The 24034-nt window shown below is 57.4% G+C and carries 21 protein-coding genes and 4 pseudogenes; 10 read left to right on the top strand and 15 right to left on the bottom strand.

Features of this window, described 5'->3' with window-relative positions; translation table 11 throughout:
- Positions 1-34: 34 nt before the first annotated feature.
- A pseudogene (locus ABLN87_RS09255) lies at positions 35-468 on the top strand (IS110 family transposase); the annotation flags it as partial.
- Between the two features lie 26 nt (positions 469-494).
- Here ABLN87_RS09255 and ABLN87_RS09250 read toward each other — a convergent pair.
- From ABLN87_RS09250 to ABLN87_RS09240, 3 genes and pseudogenes are all read right to left on the bottom strand, one after another.
- Positions 495-1197, bottom strand: a pseudogene (locus tag ABLN87_RS09250) (IS6 family transposase).
- A gap of 749 nt (positions 1198-1946) precedes the next feature.
- Entirely contained in the window at positions 1947-3053 is a 1107-nt protein-coding gene (locus ABLN87_RS09245; RefSeq protein ID WP_353009358.1) for a ParB/RepB/Spo0J family partition protein, read from the bottom strand.
- The gene (locus tag ABLN87_RS09240) at positions 3050-4357 is read right to left on the bottom strand and encodes an AAA family ATPase (protein ID WP_353009356.1); all 1308 of its coding nucleotides are present in this window, start codon (positions 4355-4357) and stop codon (positions 3050-3052) included. The genes ABLN87_RS09245 and ABLN87_RS09240 overlap by 4 nt, the downstream gene beginning before the upstream one ends.
- A gap of 467 nt (positions 4358-4824) precedes the next feature.
- Between ABLN87_RS09240 and ABLN87_RS09235 the strand changes: the two genes are divergently transcribed.
- The gene (locus ABLN87_RS09235) at positions 4825-5508 is read left to right on the top strand and encodes a DnaA N-terminal domain-containing protein (RefSeq protein ID WP_353009353.1); all 684 of its coding nucleotides are present in this window, start codon (positions 4825-4827) and stop codon (positions 5506-5508) included.
- Between the two features lie 96 nt (positions 5509-5604).
- Here ABLN87_RS09235 and ABLN87_RS09230 read toward each other — a convergent pair whose 3' ends face one another.
- The 3 genes from ABLN87_RS09230 to ABLN87_RS09220 all read right to left on the bottom strand — a co-directional run bounded on the left by ABLN87_RS09230 (position 5605) and on the right by ABLN87_RS09220 (position 10018).
- Positions 5605-7071, bottom strand: a complete 1467-nt coding sequence (locus tag ABLN87_RS09230; RefSeq protein WP_353009351.1) for a uracil-xanthine permease family protein — start codon at positions 7069-7071, stop codon at positions 5605-5607.
- A 239-nt stretch (positions 7072-7310) separates the two neighbouring features.
- The gene (locus ABLN87_RS09225) at positions 7311-8942 is read right to left on the bottom strand and encodes an alpha-D-glucose phosphate-specific phosphoglucomutase (RefSeq protein ID WP_353009349.1); all 1632 of its coding nucleotides are present in this window, start codon (positions 8940-8942) and stop codon (positions 7311-7313) included.
- A gap of 239 nt (positions 8943-9181) precedes the next feature.
- Positions 9182-10018, bottom strand: coding sequence for a nitroreductase family protein (locus tag ABLN87_RS09220; RefSeq protein WP_353009347.1), 837 nt, complete (start codon positions 10016-10018; stop codon positions 9182-9184).
- 117 nt (positions 10019-10135) lie between these two features.
- Here ABLN87_RS09220 and ABLN87_RS09215 point away from each other — a divergent pair, with 117 nt between their 5' ends.
- The 8 genes and pseudogenes from ABLN87_RS09215 (at position 10136) to ABLN87_RS09180 (ending at position 15544) form a co-directional block, all read left to right on the top strand.
- Positions 10136-10852, top strand: a complete 717-nt coding sequence (locus tag ABLN87_RS09215) for a succinate dehydrogenase/fumarate reductase iron-sulfur subunit (RefSeq protein WP_353009344.1) — start codon at positions 10136-10138, stop codon at positions 10850-10852.
- A pseudogene (locus ABLN87_RS09210) lies at positions 10852-11085 on the top strand (succinate dehydrogenase); the annotation flags it as partial. The gene ABLN87_RS09215 and the pseudogene ABLN87_RS09210, both read left to right, overlap by 1 nt.
- A gap of 108 nt (positions 11086-11193) precedes the next feature.
- Entirely contained in the window at positions 11194-11532 is a 339-nt protein-coding gene (sdhC, locus tag ABLN87_RS09205) for a succinate dehydrogenase, cytochrome b556 subunit (protein WP_353010244.1), read from the top strand.
- Positions 11533-11534: 2 nt separating this feature from the next.
- Positions 11535-13289: an L-aspartate oxidase gene (locus ABLN87_RS09200; RefSeq protein ID WP_353009341.1), complete on the top strand. Its 1755-nt coding sequence runs from the start codon at positions 11535-11537 to the stop codon at positions 13287-13289.
- Between the two features lie 14 nt (positions 13290-13303).
- On the top strand, positions 13304-13708 hold the full coding sequence (locus ABLN87_RS09195) for a hypothetical protein (RefSeq protein WP_353009338.1): 405 nt from the start codon (positions 13304-13306) through the stop codon (positions 13706-13708).
- Positions 13705-14661, top strand: coding sequence for a fumarate hydratase (locus tag ABLN87_RS09190; protein ID WP_353009335.1), 957 nt, complete (start codon positions 13705-13707; stop codon positions 14659-14661). The genes ABLN87_RS09195 and ABLN87_RS09190 overlap by 4 nt, the downstream gene beginning before the upstream one ends.
- On the top strand, positions 14658-14882 hold the full coding sequence (locus ABLN87_RS09185) for a DUF6434 domain-containing protein (RefSeq protein WP_353009332.1): 225 nt from the start codon (positions 14658-14660) through the stop codon (positions 14880-14882). The genes ABLN87_RS09190 and ABLN87_RS09185 overlap by 4 nt, the downstream gene beginning before the upstream one ends.
- A complete protein-coding gene (locus tag ABLN87_RS09180; protein WP_353009329.1) occupies positions 14879-15544 on the top strand; it encodes a fumarate hydratase C-terminal domain-containing protein in 666 nt (221 codons plus the stop codon). Before ABLN87_RS09185 ends, ABLN87_RS09180 begins: the two co-directional genes overlap by 4 nt.
- A 7-nt stretch (positions 15545-15551) precedes the next feature.
- Here the strand turns inward: ABLN87_RS09180 and ABLN87_RS09175 are convergent, their stop codons facing one another.
- The 9 genes and pseudogenes from ABLN87_RS09175 to ABLN87_RS09135 form a co-directional block, all read right to left on the bottom strand.
- Positions 15552-16172, bottom strand: a complete 621-nt coding sequence (locus tag ABLN87_RS09175) for a glutathione S-transferase family protein (RefSeq protein ID WP_353009326.1) — start codon at positions 16170-16172, stop codon at positions 15552-15554.
- Positions 16173-16207: 35 nt separating this feature from the next.
- Positions 16208-16951, bottom strand: coding sequence for a sulfite exporter TauE/SafE family protein (locus ABLN87_RS09170; RefSeq protein WP_353009323.1), 744 nt, complete (start codon positions 16949-16951; stop codon positions 16208-16210).
- The gene (locus ABLN87_RS09165) at positions 16941-17837 is read right to left on the bottom strand and encodes a LysR family transcriptional regulator (protein ID WP_353009320.1); all 897 of its coding nucleotides are present in this window, start codon (positions 17835-17837) and stop codon (positions 16941-16943) included. The genes ABLN87_RS09170 and ABLN87_RS09165 overlap by 11 nt, the downstream gene beginning before the upstream one ends.
- Before the next feature lie 83 nt (positions 17838-17920).
- On the bottom strand, positions 17921-18901 hold the full coding sequence (gene bhcD / locus ABLN87_RS09160) for an iminosuccinate reductase BhcD (protein ID WP_353010242.1): 981 nt from the start codon (positions 18899-18901) through the stop codon (positions 17921-17923).
- 24 nt (positions 18902-18925) lie between these two features.
- The gene (gene bhcC, locus ABLN87_RS09155; RefSeq protein WP_353009318.1) at positions 18926-20089 is read right to left on the bottom strand and encodes a 3-hydroxy-D-aspartate aldolase BhcC; all 1164 of its coding nucleotides are present in this window, start codon (positions 20087-20089) and stop codon (positions 18926-18928) included.
- A gap of 10 nt (positions 20090-20099) precedes the next feature.
- Positions 20100-21074 (bottom strand): beta-hydroxyaspartate dehydratase BhcB, encoded by a 975-nt coding sequence (bhcB, locus tag ABLN87_RS09150; protein WP_353009316.1) that lies wholly within the window; start codon positions 21072-21074, stop codon positions 20100-20102.
- 10 nt (positions 21075-21084) lie between these two features.
- Positions 21085-22275: an L-aspartate--glyoxylate aminotransferase BhcA gene (gene bhcA, locus ABLN87_RS09145; RefSeq protein ID WP_353009313.1), complete on the bottom strand. Its 1191-nt coding sequence runs from the start codon at positions 22273-22275 to the stop codon at positions 21085-21087.
- Between the two features lie 305 nt (positions 22276-22580).
- Positions 22581-23151, bottom strand: a pseudogene (locus ABLN87_RS09140) (IS6 family transposase).
- A 185-nt stretch (positions 23152-23336) separates the two neighbouring features.
- Positions 23337-23990, bottom strand: a complete 654-nt coding sequence (locus ABLN87_RS09135; protein WP_353009311.1) for a TetR family transcriptional regulator C-terminal domain-containing protein — start codon at positions 23988-23990, stop codon at positions 23337-23339.
- Positions 23991-24034: the final 44 nt, after the last annotated feature.

Below are 24034 nucleotides of genomic sequence, written 5' to 3'. Positions count from 1 at the left end.
TGTGGGTTTGCAAACAACCTGAATGGAGGCGTCTATGGAAGAGGCTAGCATGATTGGCCTGGATTTGGCGAAGAATGTGTTCGAGGTACACGGAGCGGATAGAACAGGTCACCCTGTTCTTCAGAAGAAACTGCGCAGGGCCAGGTCCTTGAGCACTTTGCCAAATTGCCGCGTTGCGTAGTTGCAATGGAGGCCTGCGCCAGTGCGCATTATTGGGGGCGCGAGATCGGTCGTTTGGGTCACGAAGTCAGGCTGATCCATCCGGCCTACGTGAAATCATTCGTCAAACGTCAGAAGAACGATATGGCCGATGCGGAAGCGATCTGTGAAGTTGCAAGCCGCCCAACGATGCGCTTTGTTGCCGTGAAGAGTGAAGAGACCCAGGCGACCGCGAGATGGTTCTTCGGGCTCGCGAGCTGTTGGTTCGGCAGCGCACGCAATTGATCAATGCTGTGCGAGGGGTTCTGTCGCACACTTTTTTGGACGGCAATACATCAGTGGAATTGGTGAGCAGTTTCCCCCGCCAACTGGACAAACTGCTGAAACGGTCGGAATCCGGGTGTGAATTGGCCTTTGCGGATCGTGTTGACCAGCTCTGTTCTTGCCAGGACAGATGCGGCTGACGCGAAAGATTTGAATCCCAGCATGGGTCTGATCCTTCGTTTGATGAAACGGTGATCCTGTTCAATGATGTTATTGAGGTATTTCCGCCTGACCATGTCGATCGGGATCGGACAACCAAAGCTCTTGAGCATCTTGTTGATCGCCTTGATGCCAGCAGTGTTGGCACCACTTTTGTCAATGACGATCTGGCGTGGCATTCCGTTTACCTCGAGAGCGCGGGCGAAGAATCTCGTCGCAGCGGCTTTGTTCCGGCGCTCGGACAACATGAAATCCAGGGTCCTTCCGTGTTTGTCGATCGCTCGGTAAAGATAAACCCATTCGCCTTTCACTTTCACATAGGTTTCATCCGTTCGCCACGAACAGCCTGCGGGACGCTTTCTATACCGCACTGTTTCAGCAACAAGGCCTGTATGTAGGCGGACCCAACGGTTCAGCGTGGCGTGATCCAGATTTACGCCCCATTCTGCCGTGATTTCTTCCAGATGCCGGCAGCAGCCACCGAAACGCAGGTAGAAAAAACGCGTGTAAGACCACGTCCATTGGAACATGCGCTCCCTTAGATGAGATCGTCACCGCCTGCTCCTGTGATGTTCCAGAACGCGTTACCAGAACTACGCGCGGCCTGACTGGTGGGGACAAAGTTTGCGACAGAACCTGCTCTGCCATCTAAAAACTCTGCAACAGAACCCCCAATATGTTTGCTCACTGGCTCAACAGTAACTCCATAATGATCTTTTTTTAGATATTTTGCACACTGCATCGACATTCCTCAAAGCCACTGTCGGCGCCCATCTGTATCCCTATTCGGCATAAGACGAGCTCCTCCAGGAACTGGACGCAGAATTGGCGTCTTAAGCCCAAACATCTTAGCTCCCTGCCCTGCCCCCTCTCACAATCAGGCCGTGGAACGGTCTTTGATCTGTGTGCATCTGCCAGGGTCGCTGGGCCCGTGAACAAGGCAACGGCGTTGGACTTGATTGCCTCCGACCCTCGCGACCTCGGCGGCATCTCAAACGAGAACAACAGCGTCAGACAACAATGGTCTCAGTCGTGCAAAGTCTGCGCAAAACACTGGCCCGCCCATCCGTTTTCGATTTGGAGCAGCGCGTCACATCCTGGCGGGAGCTTGCTGGACAAAGTAGCTCGCCTTGCAAGCGGGCACGCCCTAGTTGAAACAAACCAGCGCCTGGATCCAGTTACAGATCCAACGGGTTTGCGTAGATCTTGCAGATGGCCTTGTGATGATCGTGTTGGCGTTAGTTCTATACGCAAAACACCGGGCTGATAGCCCGGTGCTTGGTCTGGTCCAAGATGGCAATTTCTTACCCGTGGGTAAGATCATCCTCTTCCTGAAGATCATCAAGCAACACCGCAACAGCCTGTTCTAGCTTGCTACGATCTACACGCGTGAAATCCAGATCATATTTCAGTTCTATGCGCCCGTTCGAAGCCGAGCATCGCGCAACCCCTGCCCTGCCCGACACTTGAAACGTCGTTTTGGCGCGGCGCGTTTTTCCTGAACTGCTGGGCGCCGGTTTCTTTTCGGCTCCCGTTTGAACCTCTACAAACGACCGCAATATCGCCATCTCGCGCGCGCTGTCCCGCTCCGGTTCGCTCATCACGGCGGTGCTCACCTGACGTACCAAACCAGGATCAGCATCGAGCTTGCGTTTGAGCGTGACCCCCAGATTGCGCGGGATGTCATTTGGGTGCATCAGCACCTTGTCCAACATCATCAACAAACTGGCAAACGCGCGGACATAGCTGCGCTTTGTGTAGCTGGCGGATTTGAACAGGATTGCCACTGCTTTATCCACATCCGCACAATCATTTGCCGGGTCTTCAGCGTAGGCGCGCGCCAAGGTGCCCATTTCTGCAAATGAGATATCCTTGCGGATGAGGTTTTCATCCACCATGCGCCGGTAGCTGTCATTGATATCCGCAGCGTCCGAAATGCCTGCCGGGATTTCAGCGTAATTCTCATCACCGGTTTCCTCATACAGGGCGCGATAAGCAGACAAGCGCCGCATACCCTGAATCAGATCAAATCGACCATCCGAACGACGTTCCAACCGAATTGGGTTTGACAGACCAATGTCGCGGATCGAATCCTTCAATTCATCCAACTCGTCATCCGGACCAGCCTTCCGATCGCGTGTCAGCTTTTCTGTGACGACATTCGAAAGCGCCACACGCTCGGTCACCAAACCCTCAGACCGCAGCCGCACCAGTTCATGCGCCAATCGGTCATTTTCGGCGCGGATCGTATCTTCGGTTGATTGCTGATCGCGCAGGGCATCTGCGTTCTCAGAGATCGCTGCAGCCATCGGACCACGTCGTTTCTCAAGCACCTTGTCCGGAACCTTACCGACGGGGATGTCCTCCATTGCCGGCATATCGATGTCAAACATTCTGCGTTTACGGCTCATGCGTCATCCTCCAGCTTGTCCCAGGCTGTCAGCATAACATCCCGGAATTCCTCATAGACGTTATCAAAGGTCGATCGTGCGCGCCGCCACGTTTCGCGCGTCATCTCTCGGTAATCCATCTCGTAGACCGAGCTCAGGAAACGGCCCGACTGCTCAACGGCGCGGGTCATCTCCACCGGGTGCCGCGCAACGTTGTCGCCGAAGACTTTGCGGAACGCCTCGAACATCGCAAGATGCAGAGCGTTGCCCGGCTCGTATCGCGTCAGCAGGAAACGAAGTTCGCAGAAGGTCTTGGGAAGACCGATCTTACCCGTGGGTAAGGTCTTGTCGAACCCATATGCCAAATCCTCGAGTGCTTCGGCGAGCTGACCAATGAAAGAGGTGGTCGAGTCGTATTCCCAATATCCCGGCCCAGAGGGGATATAGAGCATGTCCGCCGCAAAGACCGCATTCATGGACTGATAGCCAATCGCGGGCGGGCAATCGAATAGGATCAGGTCATAGGCATCATCCGGGATCTGATCCAAGTAGCGCGAGACGGCCGCAAAGAACGACCATTCGGGATTCAGGTGCCGATACTGGGCCGACGCAAATTCAACAAAAGCGGCGTTCGCACAGGACGGAATCACATCGATCGTCGACCAGGAGGTCTGCCGAATAAAATCAGCGACCCGCAGATCACCCAGACCCATACCTGTGATCGAGGGTGGCAGCTCGCGGCGGGGCAGGGCGGTGCCGGATTCCGCAGCGGCAGGGCGGTTGTTCATCCGCTCTGTTTCACGGATAAGATCACGCGCCATAATACCCCAGACAGTGAAATCCTCTGCCACATCGGTCAGGCCCATCGAATGGCTCAGGGTCGCCTGCGGGTCGAAATCCACTACTAGTACACGATAGCCATCCAGCGCAGCCGCATGCGCCAGATGTAAAGCAACGGTCGACTTCCCGGCACCCCCTTTGAAATTGGCAACAGCCGCGCGCATGGCGCGTTTGCCGGCGGGGCGGGGCGGCATCAGGGATTTGCGGTTCACCTTGAGCCTGCGGCGCAGCTCGTTCACCTCTTCGAGGCTGAACCAGCGCTGTCGGCCATCTGGCTCGACCTCACCACCCGGCAACGAAGGGTCGGCGGCAAGCTTACCGCGGAAGGTCGACTGGTTGATCCGAAAGATCAGCTCGGACACTTCCCAACTAGAGAAGCGACGGAGCGTCTTCTCCATCTCGGGGCTGAAGGTCTGCTGCCGTATCCAGCCCTGCAGTTTCAGCGATTGATTGCGCAATGCGTTTAGATCTTCGTGCGTATACATGCCTCAGCTCTCGTTCCTTCGGACGCTATTTGTTATCTTTTTTCTATTTACGCCCGATTTGCACTTTACGCAAAAGAAAATATCATGAAGATGAAACTTACCCGTGGGTAAGAAAACAAGAGCCGGCGCAACGCTGAGCGATTCGGAGTCAAGCGTACTGAAATCCGCGGTAGCGCATCGCTGCTCCGCCCACATTTAGGGGGCCACCAATAGGCGACTAACCCCATTTAGGGGGACAGAATGGCCCAATAGGGGGTCATCTTGGATGTCCCCCATCACCAATACTTCACCAAATTTCTTTTATTGAATTGATCTGAACCCAAGCCCAAACTGGCCTGAAATGAGACTCTGCTTGACAGAATCGAAGCTTTGGACGCTAATCACTGCAAGATGATGAAAAGCGTTGGCAAACAGCGTGGCACGGCGGTAATAACCGCATGAGGCAGACCAGAGCGGTGAGAACGAGGATGCAGCTTGCAAAACCGGTCGGGCGCAATGCACCGGCCCTCAAGTACGATATTCTATCGGCACTGACAGTGCATGCTCTGTCGGGCGACAAGCATCGTCAGCGCAGTATTCTACGTATAGTAGCCTTGATCACCACGCGGTATAACTGGCGCAGCAATGAGCTTTCGATTGGACGAGAAGAAATCTCGCGGCTGTGGTCGGTGAATGAACGCACGGTGAAACGCGAAATGGCTAAGTTTCGCGCGATGGGCTGGGTTGTGGTCAAACGACCCGCTGCCCGAGGGCGCGTGGCAGTATACGAGCTGGATTTAAAGCAACTGATGTTGGATACTTCAGAGGTCTGGCCTGTGATTGGCACTGATTTCCAGGCGCGTATGACCGATGAACCCGAAGCGGCTACTAATATTGTGCCATTCAAGGTCAAAGCGGCGTTCCCTGACGGGGCCGAAGATGATGTCTGGACGCAAGTACAAGCCATTTTGCATGGCCGGGACCCTGAGCTTTGGGCAAGTTGGTTCCAACATCTAAGCGAGGCCGAAAGGGCAGGGGGCGTGGCCACGTTGATCGCCCCCTCGCGCTTTATGGCTGATTACATTGCCCAGAAATGGAGCGCTCGGTTGCTGGCAGCTTACAGCCGGGTTGATCCGGACATACGCAGGCTACGCTTTGAAACCTCGGAATAGTCCAGAGATGCTCGGGGAATGGGCCCTCGATCAAGTTCTATTCTGTAGTCTTGATCGAAGGCAGAGATGCGGCAATCTCCCGCCGCATCGATATGCTTAGACGTGATCGTCTTTCACCAGCTCGCCCCGGCCATGTCCTGCCAGACCGCCTGAGACTTCTTCGGTTGCCTCATCGGCCAGTGTTTCGGGCAGGATAAGGTTCAAAACAATTGCAATCAGCGCGGCCGGCAAGATCCCCGAGGCCCCCAGGATGCGCAGCGTATCCGGTAAATGCTGCAGCGCATTGGCTGAGCCCGGTGCGACGTTCATGACTTCAAGCTGAAGACCCAGACCTATGGACAGGGACACCGCAAAGATAACCATATTCCGACGGTTCCAGATCACGTCTGACAGCATTGAGACACCTGCCGCGACAACCATGCCGAACATGACGATCACACCACCGCCCAAAACCTCAATCGGGACGGTACGGATCAGGCCGCCGACCTTGGGGACAAGCCCGCAAATGATCAGGAAAATAGCGCCAATGGTGACGACATGGCGGCTCATTACGCCGGTCATCGCGATCAGGCCCACGTTTTGGCTGAACGAGGTGTTGGGAAAGCCTCCAAAGATGCCGGCAAGCGCTGTGCCGAAACCGTCAGCATAGGTTGCGCCCTGAATCTCTTTGTCGGTGGCTTCGCGCCCGGCGCCACCCTTGGTGATGCCTGAGACGTCGCCAACCGTCTCGATCGCCGATACAAAGGCCATGAGGCAGAAGCCGATTACAGCGGCCAGAGAGAACTCGAACCCGTATTTGAAAGGTTGCGGTAAGGCGAAGGCGGCAGAGCGTTCCCACGAGCCAGAAATCGCATCGAGTGGCAGTTTTCCAACCAGGATGCAATAGACGTAACCCACTAGAATACCGATCAAAACCGCAGAGATCGACAGCATCCCGCGGGCAAAGAACTTCAGCGCCAGCGTGACAAAGACCACGATCAGGGCCGGGGCCCAACTGGACAAAGAGCCATAGCTTTCCGCGCCCGACGCCTTGGCTGGAACACCGCCGGCTGCGTATTCGATACCTACTTTGACAAGCGCCAGACCGATCATGGTAACGACGAGGCCGGTCACCAGCGGCGGCAAAGCAAAGCGTATCCGGCCGATCACCGTGCCCAGAAGCGCATGGAACAGGCCGCCAATGAGTACGCCGCCAAACAAAGCGGCCAGCCCATCCACGCCTTTCCCGGCGACCAGCGGGATCATGATGGGAATAAACGCAAACGACGTGCCCTGAACGATGGGCAGCGCTGCCCCGACAGGCCCAAGGGTGACGGTTTGTAACAGCGTGGCCACACCCGCAAACAGCATCGACATCTGAATCAGATACAGCAGTTCGGGAAAATCAGGACTGTTCGAGCCAAATCCAAACCCGGCTGCGCCCGCTACGATGATGGCCGGGGTCACGTTTGAGACAAACATGGCCAGAACGTGCTGAATACCCAAGGGTACTGCGCGATAGATGGCAGGAAAGTAATTCGGGTCTCGAAGTTGTTCCGGTGTCCCGATTGGTGACGTCGTCATGAGGTTCCTCCTGTAGGACCAATGGAGTCGTCTCTGAGCGGGTGCCGGTTCTGTGTACTTGTGTGTTTGATCTGCAGCCGTTCAAAGTAAGTTAACGATAGTCCACACTAGGGTTGGCGATTATCAAAAATACTCAAAAGGTTCTGCATGCCCCTTGCAATCCGAGCTGCAAGAGGGGTGTGCTAAAATCTGAGCAGATCTAGTTGATCTTGCGGTCTTTGGCAGCGAGGGTTGGATGATCAGGTTATGACATCTGGAGAAGACCGCCCGCAAATCTCTTGCAACTTGGTGATCGCGGCGATGGCGTTGGCAACCCCACTCAGGGCGCTTTGCGGATCAGCACCCAAGTCGCCGTCCTTTGGCGTGAAACTTTCCAGATAGACCCGGATGGTGGCATTGTCCGTTCCGGTGCCGGATAGGCGGATCACACCGCGGCTGCCGTTTTCAAAGACGATGCGAATGCCCTGATTATGGCTGGCCGATCTATCAACCGGGTCGTGATACGAGAACTGATCTGCGGTCGCGACCACAAACTCTCCTGTGCCGGTACCCGGCAGGTTTGGGAGCCGTGCGATAAGCCCTGACATCATCTGATCGGCCTTGGCACTGTCCACCGCTTCGTAGTCATGGCGCGAGTAATAGTTGCGCCCATAGGTCTGCCAGTGGTCTTCCATGATCTGGCGGACGGAAACCCGGCGTTTTGCGAGAATATTCAGCCACAGGAGTACTGCCCATAATCCGTCTTTTTCGCGCACGTGATCTGATCCGGTCCCTGCGCTCTCTTCTCCGCACAAGGTGATCCGACCTGCGTCGAGCAGGTTGCCGAAGAATTTCCAACCGGTTGGGGTTTCATAGCAATCGAGGCCAAGATGGCTGGCCACGCGGTCCACAGCGGTGCTGGTGGGCATGGATCGGGCCACGCCGGACAACCCCTTTGCATAGGCCGGAGCGAGGTGCGCATTGGCTGCCAGAACCGCTAGGCTGTCCGATGGGGTGACATAGATACCTTTGCCCAGGATCATGTTGCGGTCGCCATCGCCGTCGGAGGCTGCGGCAAAATCCGGGCCATCAGGCGACATGACCAGATCGACCAGAGGTTTGGCCCAGATCGGGTTGGGGTCGGGATGGCCTTTGCCGAAATCGACCGAAGGTATTGCGTTCAGCACCGAATCTGCTGACGCGCCCAATTCCTGTTCAAGGATCGCAGTTGCATAAGGTCCCGTCACGGCATGCATCGCGTCAAAGCGTAAGGAGAAGCCATCGGACAGAAGCGATCTGATCGCGTCAAAATCAAACAGCTCGCGCATCAGCTCTGCATAATCGGCGACCGGGTCGACGATTTCGACCTGCATCCCCTCAAGCTCAGATGTACCAATCTGGCTGAGGTCGACATCATCAGTTGTCAGCATGTGATACTGGGTGATGGTCTGCGACTGCGCATAGAATTTTTCGGTCAGGCTTTCCGACGCCGGGCCGCCATTGCTGCCGTTGAACTTCAGACCGAAATCCGCGTCGATGCCACCGGGATTGTGACTGGCCGACAGGATAAAGCCGCCATCAGCCTTTCGTTTGCGGATCAGGTTGGAGGCTGCGGGCGTGGACAGCAGGCCGTTCTGACCGACGATAGCGCGGGCGGTGCCGTTGGCCGCTGCCATACGCAGGATGATCTGGATGGCCTCGGCATTGAAGAACCGACCGTCGCCGCCGATGATCAGCGTTTTGCCCGCGCCGCCGTCAATGGCGTTGAAGATCGACTGGACAAAGCATTCCAGATAGCCCGGTTCCATAAACACCCGCGTCTTTTTGCGCAGTCCCGAGGTTCCGGGCTTTTGGCCCGCAAAGGCGGTGCAGGGCTGTGTCACGATCGGCATATTTCAAATTCCTTGTTCTGAACAATGACGCAGGTGGTGCGCGCCGGGTCCCAAAATGTGCAAGCCCCACACGGGTCAGGTATCGGGCTTCGATGGTGAAGTGATAGGGCAGGGGGGCTGCAGGTCACAAGCCTGTTGGTTACACTAGGGCGATCTGTCTTCGTGTGTCCCGCCGGGGCCATGCCTCGCCGAGCGTGGCCTGCGCTGCATGACTTGTCGTTGCCAACCATCGTCTTTGTTTATGTCAGGATGAATCCCTGCGCGCGGATATAATCGCCGAAGGTTTCGCGTTCCGCATGGCTGTATTGCCGCGTCTTGTCGTCAATCCAAGTGTAACCTGCGCCGGTGCCGAACTGGTCGATGTCCCTTTGGCGAACATAAGGCTGAGCGGCGGCGCGGTCCTGCGCATAGATTCCAATCGCGTCTCGCAGCGCGGGTTCGCGATAGCGATCCGCGTGACAGGTTACATTCAGCGGCAAGCGCCGAGAGATTGAGGGAGGTGCCGATGGATAACCGACTGCCAGACCTGCCAGTGGAAACACGTGTTGTGGTAAACCAAGCAGATCACTTACGGCACTCGCCTCATTCCGCACCGCGCTGATCGGACAACATCCAAGGCCGCATGCCTCTGCTGCTGTCACGAAAGCCCCAAGTGCGATAGCGGCATCCGTTACAGCGTTGAAGAAGGCATCCAGATGATCGTTTGCAAAGGGCAAACCTGTCCAATCGTGCAACAGGCGTTGACGCCGATTGTTGCCGCAGAAGATCAGCACCATCGGGGCTTTGGCCACCCAGTCCTGACCGGGTATCAAATTGGCCAGCTTCTTCCGCTGTGTGCCTGACTGCAGCAGGATGATATCGCGCTGTTGCAGATCACTTTTGGTGGGCGCTGACAAGGCTACGGCACAGAGCGTATCCAAAAGGCTGGTCGCAACCTCCTGATCGCGGAAACTGCGACAAGAGCTTCGGGCGGCCATGGAATGCAGCAACTCCGCACCTTCTGGTATGGTCTCTGGCGCATCGGAAAAACGGGCACGCAACGCGGTTTTCAGATCGGACGGTATGTGATCGGCCAAGACGGCACCTCTTTTGCAACAAATTCTAACAAAAACCTTAAGGAATTTTCGCGTTCATTAAGGTGAGCTGTCGGTTATGGTTTCTTTCAGCAATACATCACCTGAAAGCGCTTGGGTATGAATTCAAAGGCACAGCTTACGGTTCGCATCGAACGGGGCGCAGGGCGCGTCGAGGTGTTCGATGTGCCTTCCTATGATAGTCAAACCGTTCTGGATGTGGTGTCGTGGATTCAACAAAACGCCGATCCGACACTTAGCTATCGGTTCGCTTGTCGCGTTGGGATGTGCGGGTCATGCGCGATGATGGTCAATGGCGTGCCGCGCTGGACGTGTCGGACCCATATTTCGAAAGTGGCCGAGGGCGACAGCGTCACGATCGGCCCGTTACGCAATCTTCCAGTGATCAAGGACCTGATTGTCGACATGGACCCGTTTTTTGACAAATGGGTTGCGGCTGAGGGTGTGCATCATGGTGCCCTGACACGTGATGACCCCGTTGCTCTGGTCGACGAAACCAGCGCCGAGCGGGTCGAGGCCAATGCCGGGATCGAATGCATCAACTGTGCGGTGTGCTATGCGGCCTGCGATACTGTGGCAGCGCATCCGGATTACATAGGACCCGCCGCGTTGCAACGGGCTTGGACCTTGGTGAATGACAGCCGGGATGCCGGGCGCACAGAAATATTGGAGGCGGTGTCGGGGCAGGGCGGGTGCCACAATTGCCATTCGATGGGCTCTTGCACGGCCTATTGCCCGAACGAGTTGGACCCGATGTCAGCGATTGCGGGTTTGAAGCGCGAGACCATGAAATCCATGTTTCGACGAGGGCGCTGATGCTGGACCTGCGTCTGTATATGCTGCAACGCATCACCGCGCTGTTGATGGCGCCGCTGGTGCTGGGTCATCTGGCGGTGATGATCTACGCGATTCAAGGCGGCCTGAGTGCAGCCGAGATATTGGGGCGCACGCAGGGCTCGGTGATCTGGTTTCTGTTCTACGGGTTGTTTGTCGTGGCCGTCTCAATTCACGGCGCCATCGGTCTGCGTGTGACTGCCTTTGAGTGGTGCGGTCTGACCGGCAGGGCGCTAGGGCTTTTCATGTGGGCCGTCGGATTGGCGCTGTTTGCTTTGGGCGCGCGCGGTCTGGGCCGTGACCTTTGCTGTGGGGGCGAGCGCATGAAAGTGTCGCGCGCTCACCCGCTGTGGTTGGCCTTTATCTTGCACCGCATTTCGGGGATAGCCTTGGCTGTGTTCCTGCCGTTGCACTTCTGGGTTCTGGCGATGGCCCTGACCGGTCCCGCACGGTTGGATACGGCCTTGGCGATGACTGACTCCGGCGCGGTTAAGCTGGCCGAATTTGGCCTCGTCTTCCTGCTTGCGGTGCATATGTTCGGCGGGTTGCGCCTGATGGCGCTGGAATGGCTGCCATGGCGTCCATCGCAGAAAACGCTGGCGGCCGGGGCGGCAGCGGGTTCGTTTTTGGTTGCAGGTCTGTTTTTCCTCAGGGCGATTTAGCGATGCGGGTTTCCGGGATCGACCGACATGACACCGATATCCTGATCCTCGGCAGCGGGGGAGCGGGGCTGTTCGCGGCGCTGCATGCCCAGCAAACCGCGCCCGAAGGCACGAGGATTACCATCGCCGTCAAGGGTCTGATCGGCAAATGCGGCTGCACGCGGATGGTGCAGGGTGGCTATAACGTCGCTTTAGGTGGCGGCGATACGGTCGAGCGCCATTTCATGGATACCATTCACGGTGGCAAATGGTTGCCCAATCAGGACATGGCCTGGCGTTTGTGCGAACAGGCGGTGGTACGCATTCGAGAGCTGGAAAACGAGGTCGGGTGTTTCTTCGACCGAAATCCCGACGGCTCGTTACACCAGAAGGCGTTCGCGGGTCAGACCGCAGATCGCACCGTGCACAAAGGCGATCTGACCGGGATCGAGATCATCAACCGGCTGATGGAGAAGGTTTTGGCCAGCGGCGTCGAAAAGCTGCAGGAGCATCGCGCGATTGGTCTGATCCCCAATAAAGACGGCAGTGCCTTGTCCGGGGTTCTGATGATCGACATGCGCACGGGTCGCTTCCGTTTTGTCCGCGCCAAATGCGTGTTGATGGCCACCGGTGGCGGGCCGAGCATGTACCGCTATCACACCCCATCAGGGGACAAGACGATGGATGGGTTGGCCATGGCGCTGCGGGCAGGATTACCGCTGCGCGATATGGAGATGGTGCAGTTCCATCCGACCGGTCTGCTGGCGGGCGATCATACGCGCATGACAGGCACGGTGCTGGAGGAAGGATTGCGCGGCGCGGGCGGGCAATTGCTCAATCACGCGGGTCAGAGGTTCATGTTCGATTACGATGATAAGGGTGAGCGGGCGACGCGCGATGTAGTCAGCCGGGGCATCTACGCCGAGATGCGCAAGAACAATGATCCGAGGCAAGAGGGGGTGTTTATCTCGATGTCCCATCTGGGGCCCGAGAATGTGCGCCAGAAGTTCAAAGGCATGGTGAAACGCTGCGCTGACAGTGGTTTTGATCTGGCGGCTGGCAAGGTCGAGGTTGTGCCGACCGCGCATTACTTCATCGGCGGTGTTGTCGTCGATGTAGACACGCGCACGGCGATGGAAGGCTTTTATGTTGCGGGTGAGGACGCCGGGGGCGCGCATGGGTCGAACCGACTGGGCGGCAATGGCGTGGCCAATTCAACGGTTTATGGCGGCATCGCAGGCGACGTAATGGGCGCGGATGTAAGGGCAATGTCCCTGCGCGACCCGGATGAATCTGTGCTGGCGGCCGAAATTGACCGTGCCACCTATCCTTTGTCACGTAAGCCCGAGCTTGTTCTGCCGCTGCGCAAGCAATTGCAGGACCTGATGTGGGAGGATGTGGGCGTAATGCGCACCAAGGCGGGTATGTCGCGCGGATTGCAGGGGATTGCTCAGGTGTCTAATGCGCTGATGGATGTTGGTGTGGACGATAGCAATCTGGCCTTCAATCTGACCTGGCATGACTGGCTGAACCTGCGCTCTCTTTGTGATATATCCGAGGTCATCACCCGGGCTGGGCTGGCGCGCGAAAACTCTCGCGGGGCGCATTACCGTGAAGATTTCCCCGAACCGGGCGCGATGGAGGGCAGCACGTTCACGGTTGCAAAACAGATCGATGGAGCTGTGGAGGTTTCGCAGGAGGCGGTGCAATTCACCATTGTGAAGCCAGGAGAAACGATCTTACCAAAGGGTGAACCCGAGACTTTGGTGGCCCAGTAGCAGAAGGTGAAGACATGGAATTGCTAAACATGGTTTGGGAGTGGCTTTCGAAAAATCAGTGGTTCGTCGCGATCCTTGCCTCGATCATCGTTGCCTATCTCACCGCGCATTACCAATCGCGGCACGAGCATGTCAGAATACGCGAAGAGCTAAAGCTTGAAACCTCGACCGAGGCAGCGATCATTCATCTACTGGACCGCCAGGGTTGGGAGTTGCGAAGCTTTTACACCATCAAGTCGCATATCCGAGGGTTCGAGGATGACGAGCTGCGCCGACTGCTTGTGCGGTCCGGTGCCATCGCATTCCAACAATCCCCGTCCGAGCGTGACCCAAACGACCCGCTTAGGGAAGACCCAGACAAACTGGAACGGTGGGGATTGCTGAAGAAAAACACGCATCGATTGGTGAAGAAAACATGATCCCTATAACTCTCATCCAATCCACGGCTGAAACTTTGATGGATAAGGCCGCCATCGAGATCCCTAAGGATTACCTTGATGGGTTGAAAGCGGCGGTCGAGACTGAGGATGGCGATCTGTCATCGTTTGTCCTGAAAGCGATGCTGGAGAATTACGAGGCCGCCAAGGAGGATCGCCGGGCCATGTGCGGTGACACCGGCGTGCCGCGGTGGTTTGTCAAACTGGGCAATGAGGCGCAGGTTGAGGGCGGCATGGTCGCGCTGGAAGCCGCGCTCAGGCGTGCGACCGCAAATGCCACCAACGGAGTGCCTTTGCGCCCCAACCGGGTGCACCCGCTGTGGCGCACTGATCACAACAACAATGTCGGCATTGGCGCGCCGGAGATTGAATATGGGTTCGAGCCCGAAGGCGCGTGGATCGATCTGATCACCGTGCACAAAGGCGGGCTATTTGGCACTGACTACCGGATGTTATTCCCCTCGGATGGCATTCAGGGGATCAAGCGCTTTTACCTCGACAGTCTGATGGCCTTTGGCAAACGCGGTCTGGCCTGCCAGCCTGCAATCATCGGGATCGGTCTGGGTGGGTCCAAGGACATCTGCATGACACTGGGCAAGCGTGCCTCGACCCTTCGGGTCGTCGGCAGCCGCAACTCTGACTCGCGCATTGCCGAGATGGAGGATGAGTTCAAGGAACTGGGCAACTCCATCGGTATGGGGGCCATGGGATTTGTGGGAAAGAACATGGTGATCGATTGCAATATCGAGGTTGGCTATTGCCACACCGGCGGGATGCCCATGTCGGTCCACGCGTTCTGCCTGTCGTCGCGCCGGGCCGTCGCGCGCATCCATGCCGATGGCCGGGTCGAGCACCGCACCGACCCGGATTGGTTCACGCCTTATCAGCGTCGCGAAACGGTGGACTGGGATCCGGTGCAGGAGGCGGCGGAATGAGTGACAATTTGGACTGGCATTCCGCCCAGCTGAGCGACGACACCGTCATCGATGCGAAGTACCGCAACACTCAGAACGTCAGGCGCTACTTCAAAAGCCGCTTGGGTGATGATTTCAAGATGAACCGAAACTTTATGGCCTGGATGAGAGACAATTCCGGCAAAACCCTAAAGACAGCCTGCGGGGTATGGCGCGAGATGCAAAATGGGGCGACCAGATGAGTTTGCGCGAGATCGAGCTATCCACCACTCCAAGTGCCGAAGACATCGCCGATTTGCGGCTTGGGGATATCGTCTACCTGACTGGGCTGATGTATACCGCCCGCGAAGGCGTCTATATGCGCGCGCTGGAGGATAAGTCGAATATTCCGATGGAGTTGCCCTCGGAAAGTGCCGCCAATTTCCATTGCTCACCTGCGGCGCGGATCAATGCGGATGGGTCCTTTGACATGGGAGCGGTGACAGCCACGGCCTCATTCCGGTTTGCCAAATGGTTGCCGGAGTGGATCGCAAAAACCGGGGCGCGATTGATCGTTGGCAAGGGCGGTATGTCCTCGAAGGACTACAAAGAGTATTTTGTGCCGAATGGCGCGGTTTACCTGTCCACCGTCGGCTACGGAACCGGGGCGTTGCTGGGGCGAGGTGTGGAAAACGTCGAGGCGGTGCATTGGAATGAGGAACTGGGTCTGGCGCAGGCGATGTGGGTGATCCGGTGCAAGCGGATGGGGCCATTCATCGTGGCCTCGGACCTGAACGGAGATTGTTTGTTCGAACGCGAAAACGCCAAGATCGCCAGCAATATCGAACAGGTCTATGAGGGCACAAAGCCAGCCGTCATGAAACGGTATGGCGAAAGCGATGATCGCCGGGATGAGGTGATCTGACTCCGCTTTATGGTGACCCGTACAAGTCCAGAACAGATTGCGTTGCCGGTCGGGCGCGCATGGCTTTGTTATGTGCGGCCAGTTTGGGATAAGGGTCCAGTGACAGATCGGCTGTTGCCATCCAGTGCTGCAACAGGAACAGATAAGGGTCGCAAAAGCTGAACTGCGCGCCCATCGCCCATGGGGTCATCTCCAGTTGCTGCTCCAATAGCGTCGCTGAGGCGGCAAGATTACGCGGGGCGACGCGACGCATATCTTGCAGCGAGGCGTCCTGATCCGCCCACCGGCTGCCGCGTTTGAGATGGGCAAATCCGACATGTACGGTCGAACAGAGATAGGCGCAGAGTGACCGCGCCTGCGCCTGTGCAAAGTCGCCATCAGGCACTAGGCCTGCTTTGGGATGCGTGGCTGCAATGTATTCCAGAATGGCGGGGTTTTCGGTCAGAAGCCCCTCGGGCGTTTCCAGAACCGGAATGCGACCCTTTGGGGTTTTGCGCAAGAAATCCTGGCTGCGGTGCGCCCCGTCGGGGATTGAGATTTCGACCGCCGTGAAATCCGCCCCGGCCTCGACCAAAAGGATATGCGCGGCAAGTGCAGATGAGCCTTTAGAATAGTAGAATGTGAGCATCCCGGTCGGCCCTTCCTGTTGGTCATGCGGGTGGACTAAAAGACCTCGCTTGCCATTACGCCCAGTCCGACTAGTAGCGTCAACAAGATCAAAAGCCGTCGGAAGCCTGTGTCGCTAAGCCTCCGAAACACCATGATGCCGATTTGCGCCGCGATTAGACCGCAAGGAACGGTCACCAGCAGTGCTTTCACGGCGGTGCCATCATACGCGCCCTTCACAAACAGCAAAAAGATCGTGGTGCTGAGGATGACCACATTGAACGGCTGCAGAACCGCGCGGGTCTCGGATTTTGTCCAGGGGCGCAATGACAGCCACATCGCAGGGATTGCACCTGAAACGGCGGCGGCCCCACCCAGAATGCCGCCGGTCAGGCCGACCCCGGAATCCAGCCAGGGTGTGCGCCGTTCGAAAGCCGGAAGGGTCGCGCGAAAGCCAAAGTAACCGCCATAGAGGATCAGAAACGCCGCCACCCCGATCCGTAAAGTGCCAGCGTCGATCTGGTTCAAAAGAGCCAACCCAAGCGGCACGCCGATCAGACCGGGCACGAGAAAGCGCAACAATCTGCGCGGCTGGGCAAGAATGTCGGCCCTGACGATCCAAAGCCCTTGCAACCCGGCGAGAACGGACATGAGCGCAACGATTGCGACCGAAGTCACTGGCGGCAGGACGACAAGATAGAACCCAAGTGCAAAGAGCGCCGTTCCGGTGCCCGCGAGCCCGTTGATAAACCCGCCCGCAGCTGCGCCGAGGATCAGATAGGAAACCGTTTCAAATGTCATGCGCAGGCGTGTGTCCGGTGCTTTTGGACGCAGCTATCACACCATCCAATGCATTGAAAAGCGCATCCATCGCCGTCACCTTGGTCTGAGCTTTCGGGTAGATCAGACCCAACACTCTGCGGGGTGCGTCTGCACCAAGGCTGAACTGGTTGACAGGCAGAGGGTCCAGAGGTTGCACCGCCAGCCGCGGCACGATGGAAACACCCAGATTTGCATGGACCATGCTGGCGATGGCGTCTAACCCGTCAAGCTCCATCGCCTCATTGACGCGGATGCGTTTTGACAGAATCCAGTTGTCGATCAGCGCACCCACAACGGCGGTTCGGTTGAACCGGATAAAGGGCCTCGTTTTTAACAGGGTGATCGGATCTTGCCCGATTTCTTCACGGGCCGTGATCAGTTGCATCCGTTCCGCGACCAGCGTTCGAAAGATGACGCCCTGAGGCATCATGGTGGGTCTAGTTACCAGGGCCGCATCCAAGTTACCGCGCGCGAGTTCCGCCAGCAGCGTACCGGTGAGGCCGGGTTTAAGATGCAGACCCAGTTTAGGATGTTGCGCCTTGAGTCGGGCCATGGCCTGCGGGGCCAGACCTGTCAGCGTGGTGCGCAGGACGCCAAGCCGTATGGTGCTGGCCAGTTCGCCTTGTTCATGAAGGGAGGGGACTAAATTGTCGTAATCCGCGATGATCTTGCGGGCTTTTTCGACCACTTGATGCGCGATCGGGGTTAGCTCGGGCGTGCGGGTGCTGCGATCAAACAGGGTGACCCCAAGATCAGCCTCAAGCACTTGCATCTGTTGGCTGACAGCGGCGTGGGTGACATGCACCACATCTGCCGCCGCGCTGAAGGTTTTGGTATCTGCAATCGCCACAAGTATGCGCAGCATTCGGATGGTCACAGTCGGCACCTTTGAACTGAGAGGTGCCGACAGGTTAACCTGCTTTGGGGCGGTTTTGAAAAGGCTTGTATCTAGAGAATGGCGCGTTCCGCCAGCCCGGCCTCGTCGGCCATCCGCGCTGCGACCGAGGCGACGGCCAGGTCTTGCAGGCCGACGCCGGTGCCGTCGAACAGCGTGATTTCATCATCGCTGCTGCGTCCCGGATGATCGCCGTTGATGACGGCCCCGATGGGGGTGATCTGATCCTCGGTCAAGGTGCCGTTTGCGATGGCATGTTGCGCCTCGCCCAAGGTTACGGATTGTGCGACCTCGTCGGTGAAGACGGTGGCCGAAGCCACCAGCGCAGCATCGACCTCCTGCTTGCCTTTGGTGTCGGTGCCCATGCAGGCCAGATGCGTGCCGGGTTTGATCCAGTTTTTCATCAGCAGTGGTTCAAAGGCCGAGGTGATGGTGATGATGACATCCGCCTGTGCGCCCAGGTCTTCTTGACTGACCGCCTCGAAACCCAGACCCAGCTCGGTCGCGACTGCGCCTAGGCGGGGCAGCATCTCGGGGTGCGGGTTCCAGGCGACGACTTTCTCGAAGTCGCGCTGTTCGGCAGCGGCGCGCAGCTGGAAGGTGGATTGATGGCCTGCGCCGACCATGCCCAGAACCTTGGCATCTTTCCGAGCCAGATGGGCGATGGAGACCGCCGAGGATGCCGCCGTGCGCACCGCGGTCAGATAGTTGCCACCGACAAGAGCCGATATCCGTCCGGTATCGGGGTCGAACAGGAAGACGGTGGACTGGTGGTTGGTCAGTCCCTTGTCCATGTTACCCGGCCAGTAGCCGCCGGATTTGACACCCAGCACCTGACCGGCCCGGTCGAAGCCGGATTTGAAGCCATAGAGCGCGTCGGCATAACCAATGGCCTCGCGGATGACCGGGAAGTTATAGGCGTCGCCCCGCGCCATGGCGGCGAAGACGTCCCGAACCGCATCGAATGCCTCGGCGCGGCCAACCAGTTGCTGGCAAAGGTCTTCTCCGACGATCAACAAGGGTGTGTCTGTCATATCTTTCATGATCCTTCCCTCGCCTCAGTACGCCTTTCCGCGCGCGGAAACGGGCCAGAGGGTTTCGACCTTGCCGCCCCGCACGCCTACATACCAATCATGCACATTTGCGGTCGGATCACAGTGGCCGGGCACCAGATGCAGCTTGTCATTGACCTTCAGAACCCCGTCCGGGTCCGACACGACCCCATGTTCGTCCGAGCATTTGATGTATTCCACATCCGAGCGGCCAAAGATCACCGGCAGGCCGCTGTCGACGGATTGCGCCTTGAGCCCTGCATCCACGATGGCTTTGTCTGCCTTGGCATGGCTCATGACGCTGGTGAGGATGAAGAAGGCGTTCTCCCACTCTCCCCGGTCGATGCGGTTGCCGTTTTCATCGAGGATGCGGCCATAGTCGGCATCCATGAAGGCGTAGGAGCCGCATTGCAGTTCGTTATACACGCCCGAGGTGCTCTCGAAGTAATAAGACCCGGTACCGCCACCGCCGACGATGTCACACTCCAGCCCTTCGGCCTTGAGCCCGTCCACGGCGGCTTTGACCTGCGCCACAGCGATGTCGATCTTGGCTTTGCGATCCTCGTAGAGGTCCATGTGCTGCATGGCGCCCTGGTAGGCCTGAATGCCCGCAAACTTCAGCCCCGGGGCGGCGTCGATTGCCTTGGCGATGGCGATGACCTCAGGCGTTGTGGTCACGCCGCAGCGCCCGGCGCCGCAGTCGATCTCGACCAGGCATTCGATCTGGGTCGCGTGCCGCTGAGCAGCTTCGGACAGGTCGGCCACGTTATCGATATCATCGACGCAGCAGATTGTCCGCGCGCCCAGCTTGGGCATCCGTGCCAATCGGTCGATCTTGGCCGCGTCGCGCACCTGATTGGACACAAGCACATCCTTGACACCGCCACGGGCAAAGACTTCGGCCTCGGACACCTTTTGGCAGCAGATACCACAGGCCCCGCCCAGCTCGACCTGCAACCGCGCCACGTCGACGGATTTATGCATCTTGCCATGCACCCGGTGGCGCATGCCATGGGCCTTGGCGTAATCGCCCATCTTTTGGATGTTGCGTTCCAGCGCGTCCAGATCCAGCACCAGCGCCGGGGTCTGGATCTCGGATGCGTCCATGCCGATGGTAGCGGGAATGTCGTAGCCGACTTCGAGTTGCTCGATGTTTACGGGTTTGTTCATGATGTCCTCCTCAACCCTGTGCCCAGGGCAGTTTGTCCAGATCCACATTGCCGCCGGTGATGATCACGCCGACGCGTTTGCCCTTGAAGACCTCGGGGTGCTTCAGAATGGTGGCCAGGGGCACGGCGCAACTGGGCTCCATCACGATGCGCAGATATTTCCAGGTGATCTTCATCGCCGCGATGATCTCGTCCTCGCTGGCGGTGTGGATGTCGCTGACGAAGTTTGAGACAAAGTGCCAGGTGTTTTCCTTCAGCGGCACTTTCAGCCCGTCGGCGATGGTGACCGGCGCGTCATCGGCGATGATGTGACCGGCCTTAAAGCTGCGATAGGCGTCATCGGCTTGTTCCGGTTCCGAGGCATAAATCTGCACCTCGGGCGCAAGGTTCGACAAGGTCAGGCAAGTGCCCGAGATCATGCCGCCGCCGCCGATGGGCGCGACCACCGCGTCCAGCCCGTCGGTCTGTTCCAGTAGTTCCGCCGAACAGGTTGCCTGCCCCGCAATCACGCGAGGATCGTTGTAAGGATGCACGAACTCACCGCCCGTGCGCGCCTGCACCTTGGCAAATACCGCCTCGCGCGAGGTGGTTGAGGGTTCGCATTCGGTGATGATCCCGCTATAGCGACGCACCGCGTCCTTCTTGGCCTGCGGTGCCGTGCGCGGCATCACCACGTTGCAGGGGATGCCTCGACGACCAGCGGCATACGACAGGCTGAGCGCGTGGTTGCCGGAAGAATGCGTGCAGACGCCGCGCTTGGCGGCCTCATCATTCAGGCCAAAGACCGCGTTGCAGGCGCCGCGCACCTTGAAGGCCCCGGCCTCTTGAAAGTTCTCGCATTTGAAGAACAGCTGCGCGCCGGTCAGATCGTCCAGATAGGCCGAGCGCAGCACTGGCGTGCGGTTGATATGCGGCCTGATCCGCTCATGCGCTTCGCGCATATCGACGAGGGTCAGGCAATCGGCAGTGGTCATTGAATCCAACATCAGGGCCTCCTTACGCTGCGGATTGCATGGGGGTGGCATGGCTAGCGCGGAAGTATTCCTGTGCCGCCGCCACGCCGCTACCAAGCTTGATCGGATAATCCAGATCGGCCATCGCCATCTCAATCGTCGCGAGGCCGGACAACACCATCACATCCGTCAGACTGCCTAAATGGCCGATACGGAAGGCTTTGCCGCTCATCTCACCCAGACCGATGCCGAAGCTGACGCCATAGGCGTTGAAGGCATGATCGGTCAGCGCATTGCTGTCGAAACCTTCGGGCACATAGATCGCGCTGACGGTGTCCGAGTAGAGATCAGGCGACTGCGCCACCAGCTCCAACCCCCAGGCCGAGGTCGCCTTGCGCACGCCTTCGGCCAGGCGGAAATGGCGGGCATAAACACTGTCGAGCCCTTCTTCGAACAGCATCTTCAGGCTTTCGCGAAGGCCGTAGATCAGTTGCAGCGGTGGCGTATAAGGAAAGCCGCCCGAGGCGTTGGCATTCATCATGTCGCGGAAGTCAAAGAAGGTACGCGGCAGCTTGGCCGTTTCCATCGCTGCCAGCGCCTTGGGGCTGACACACAGGATCGCCATGCCGGTCGCCAGCATGAAGCCCTTCTGCGAGCCAGAGACCGCGATATCAACGCCCCAATCATCAAACGCGAATGGCATTGACGCCAGAGAGCTGACGCAATCCACAAACAGCATCGCCGGGTGATTGCTGGCATCGATCGCCTTGCGCACTGCCGCGATATCCGAGCGCACACCAGTGGCGGTTTCGTTATGAGTGACCAGAACGGCCTTGATCTCATGGCCCGTATCGGCGGCCAAAGCCTCGGCAAACTTATCCGCCGGCGCGCCGCTACCCCAGGCGCACTCGATGACCCGAACGTCCAGCCCATGACGTTGGCACAGGTCGATCCAGCGGTGGCTGAACATGCCGTAGCGGGCGACAAGAACCGTATCGCCGGGGCTGAGCGTGTTGGTCACTGCGGCCTCCCACCCGCCGGTTCCGCTGGCCGGGAAGGTAATGATCTGTCCGATCGTGGTGCCGAAGACCTTCTTGGTATCCTCAAGCACTGGCGCGAAGGTCTCAACGAAATCCGGAGCGCGGTGGTCCTGGGTCTGTACCTGCATCGCCAGGCGCAACCGGTCGGGGATGTTTGTGGGGCCGGGAATGAAGACCGGGTTCTGATTGGACATTGTCACTTCCTCCGCTTTGAGAGGAGTGTCCTATCCGGGCGTCAGAACTGCAATTTTCTCGAAAAAGTTTTTTGGGAGGATAGGAAATCGCGTAAATTACTGAAAATGTGAGAAAGCTTATTTTTTCATTTTAGCGGGTTAAAACTGAGAGAATTAAAAAATATGTGTGAGGCGAGCTAAGTTGAAGAGTATTTGCCCGAGATTGATCTGAGATTCGTTTCTGATGTTTGTGGTTTGATAGCTGTCGCATCCGGTTCTGTCACAGACTTTTAGAACGGCCAGCGCCAGCGAGCTGCCGGACACATCTATCCTGCGATCACAGCAAACATCCGAAAGCCCGAGGTCGTAGCGCTAGAGAATTGCTGCTTGCGGATCATGTTGGCCAGCTCAATGTCATCCAATGTGGCTGAGGCGGCTTCGAACGACTTAAACCCATACATGTGCCGAACGCACCGCTTGATGAACCGATGATCCTGTTCGATCATGTTGTTCAGATATTTGGAGCTGATTATCTGTACCTTGGCAGAGCGCCCGAACCGCTTCAGGATCCTGTCCTCTTCTCGAATGCTGGCTGCATTTGCACCACTCTTGTCTATGACGATTTTGTTTGGGATTCCGTTTGACGACAGCGCTTTGGCGAAGAACCTGGCTGCTGCTGGACGGTTCCGGCGCTTAGACAGCATGAAGTCGAGGGTGTTTCCCGCTTTGTCGATCGCTCGATAAAGATACATCCACTTCCCGCGCACACGAATATAGGCTTCGTCCATGCGCCATGATCTCTTCCAAATCACGATAAGAAACCGTGTACCGCAGGTAGAAGTAAACGGCATACAAAACTGCATCCTTGGGGAAATGACAGCCTTTCAAGGAAGTCATGCTGAAACCTGTTGGAGAACATTACGCGGACACCAAAAAAAGAAATCTATATACTCGTCAATCCAGGCCCAATGTTTGCGACACAGCCTTCACGCGCAAAGCCCAAGCATATCGATAGTCAAAAGTCTGCATCAGTGTCCCAAGTAGTTTCTGTTTTCTGTGTCAAATCTCAGCGTTCCAAAATCTCACAATTTGAATTTTCCGGGGAAAAGTCCGCACAAGAACCGTCTGACAAGATCAACAGAACGTCGTCGTGAAAAGCCCTGCATATCTGTTAGGTAGTTGACCCACATACCTTCCAGCAAAGCCAACGTTCCGGCGGTGGCATCCTCCACCAAGTTTGAGTCACGCTTGTTTTCTTGCGCTATCTCCTTGAACGCAAGCCGCAAAGTCTCGACAAGTTTTTGATCCTGAGTGCTGCTGTAACGGGCGATGCCAGCGTGCGAACTCGCGATGCCTCGGAATGCATGCCAGATTTTTGTACTTCTTGGATTGAGCAGAGCTTCGGACAGATCCGCCTCGATCACAGCCATCACGCGGTCTTCGGGCGATGCATCCGAGCCTAGATCGGTCAATCTGTCCATCTCAGCATAGTATTGGGCACTGAAATGCTGGGCTGCTGCCGTCAACAAATTGTCCTTTCCCCCGAAATGCAAATGGATCATTCCGCGTGATAATCCAGAACGCTCGCAGATGCGGCTGACCGAGGTATCGGTAACTCCAATATCCGCGATAGTGTCCAAAGTTGCCTTGATCAGAAGCTGCTTGTTGGCCTCAGGATCGCGTTTCGAACTACGCTTTCTTCCCTTAGGGTCTTTCATTTTATCAAATGATTCCATTGGTTTGAGGTCTTCTCATATGTGCAGGTCACAGAGAGATTGAC

Source organism: Ruegeria sp. SCP10, assembly GCF_040329495.1.
Taxonomy (GTDB): Bacteria; Pseudomonadota; Alphaproteobacteria; order Rhodobacterales; family Rhodobacteraceae; genus Ruegeria.
The sequence above is the reverse complement of the archived record's forward strand: the minus strand, read 5'-3'. Positions and strand labels throughout refer to the sequence as shown.

Bases quoted from the DNA above. Each gene is read 5' to 3' on its own strand.
- ABLN87_RS09245 (WP_353009358.1), bottom strand. From the start codon at position 3,053: ATGAGCCGTAAACGCAGAATGTTTGACATCGATATGCCGGCAATGGAG.
- ABLN87_RS09165 (WP_353009320.1), bottom strand. From the start codon at position 17,837: ATGCTGCGCATACTTGTGGCGATTGCAGATACCAAAACCTTCAGCGCG.
- ABLN87_RS09200 (WP_353009341.1), top strand. From the start codon at position 11,535: ATGCGGGTTTCCGGGATCGACCGACATGACACCGATATCCTGATCCTC.
- bhcA (WP_353009313.1), bottom strand. From the start codon at position 22,275: ATGTCCAATCAGAACCCGGTCTTCATTCCCGGCCCCACAAACATCCCC.
- bhcB (WP_353009316.1), bottom strand. From the start codon at position 21,074: ATGTTGGATTCAATGACCACTGCCGATTGCCTGACCCTCGTCGATATG.
- ABLN87_RS09215 (WP_353009344.1), top strand. From the start codon at position 10,136: ATGAATTCAAAGGCACAGCTTACGGTTCGCATCGAACGGGGCGCAGGG.
- ABLN87_RS09170 (WP_353009323.1), bottom strand. From the start codon at position 16,951: ATGACATTTGAAACGGTTTCCTATCTGATCCTCGGCGCAGCTGCGGGC.
- ABLN87_RS09195 (WP_353009338.1), top strand. From the start codon at position 13,304: ATGGAATTGCTAAACATGGTTTGGGAGTGGCTTTCGAAAAATCAGTGG.
- ABLN87_RS09240 (WP_353009356.1), bottom strand. From the start codon at position 4,357: ATGTATACGCACGAAGATCTAAACGCATTGCGCAATCAATCGCTGAAA.
- ABLN87_RS09225 (WP_353009349.1), bottom strand. From the start codon at position 8,942: ATGCCGATCGTGACACAGCCCTGCACCGCCTTTGCGGGCCAAAAGCCC.
- ABLN87_RS09190 (WP_353009335.1), top strand. From the start codon at position 13,705: ATGATCCCTATAACTCTCATCCAATCCACGGCTGAAACTTTGATGGAT.
- ABLN87_RS09185 (WP_353009332.1), top strand. From the start codon at position 14,658: ATGAGTGACAATTTGGACTGGCATTCCGCCCAGCTGAGCGACGACACC.
- ABLN87_RS09230 (WP_353009351.1), bottom strand. From the start codon at position 7,071: ATGACGACGTCACCAATCGGGACACCGGAACAACTTCGAGACCCGAAT.
- bhcC (WP_353009318.1), bottom strand. From the start codon at position 20,089: ATGAACAAACCCGTAAACATCGAGCAACTCGAAGTCGGCTACGACATT.
- ABLN87_RS09180 (WP_353009329.1), top strand. From the start codon at position 14,879: ATGAGTTTGCGCGAGATCGAGCTATCCACCACTCCAAGTGCCGAAGAC.
- sdhC (WP_353010244.1), top strand. From the start codon at position 11,194: ATGAAAGTGTCGCGCGCTCACCCGCTGTGGTTGGCCTTTATCTTGCAC.
- ABLN87_RS09135 (WP_353009311.1), bottom strand. From the start codon at position 23,990: ATGGAATCATTTGATAAAATGAAAGACCCTAAGGGAAGAAAGCGTAGT.
- bhcD (WP_353010242.1), bottom strand. From the start codon at position 18,901: ATGACAGACACACCCTTGTTGATCGTCGGAGAAGACCTTTGCCAGCAA.
- ABLN87_RS09175 (WP_353009326.1), bottom strand. From the start codon at position 16,172: ATGCTCACATTCTACTATTCTAAAGGCTCATCTGCACTTGCCGCGCAT.
- ABLN87_RS09235 (WP_353009353.1), top strand. From the start codon at position 4,825: ATGCAGCTTGCAAAACCGGTCGGGCGCAATGCACCGGCCCTCAAGTAC.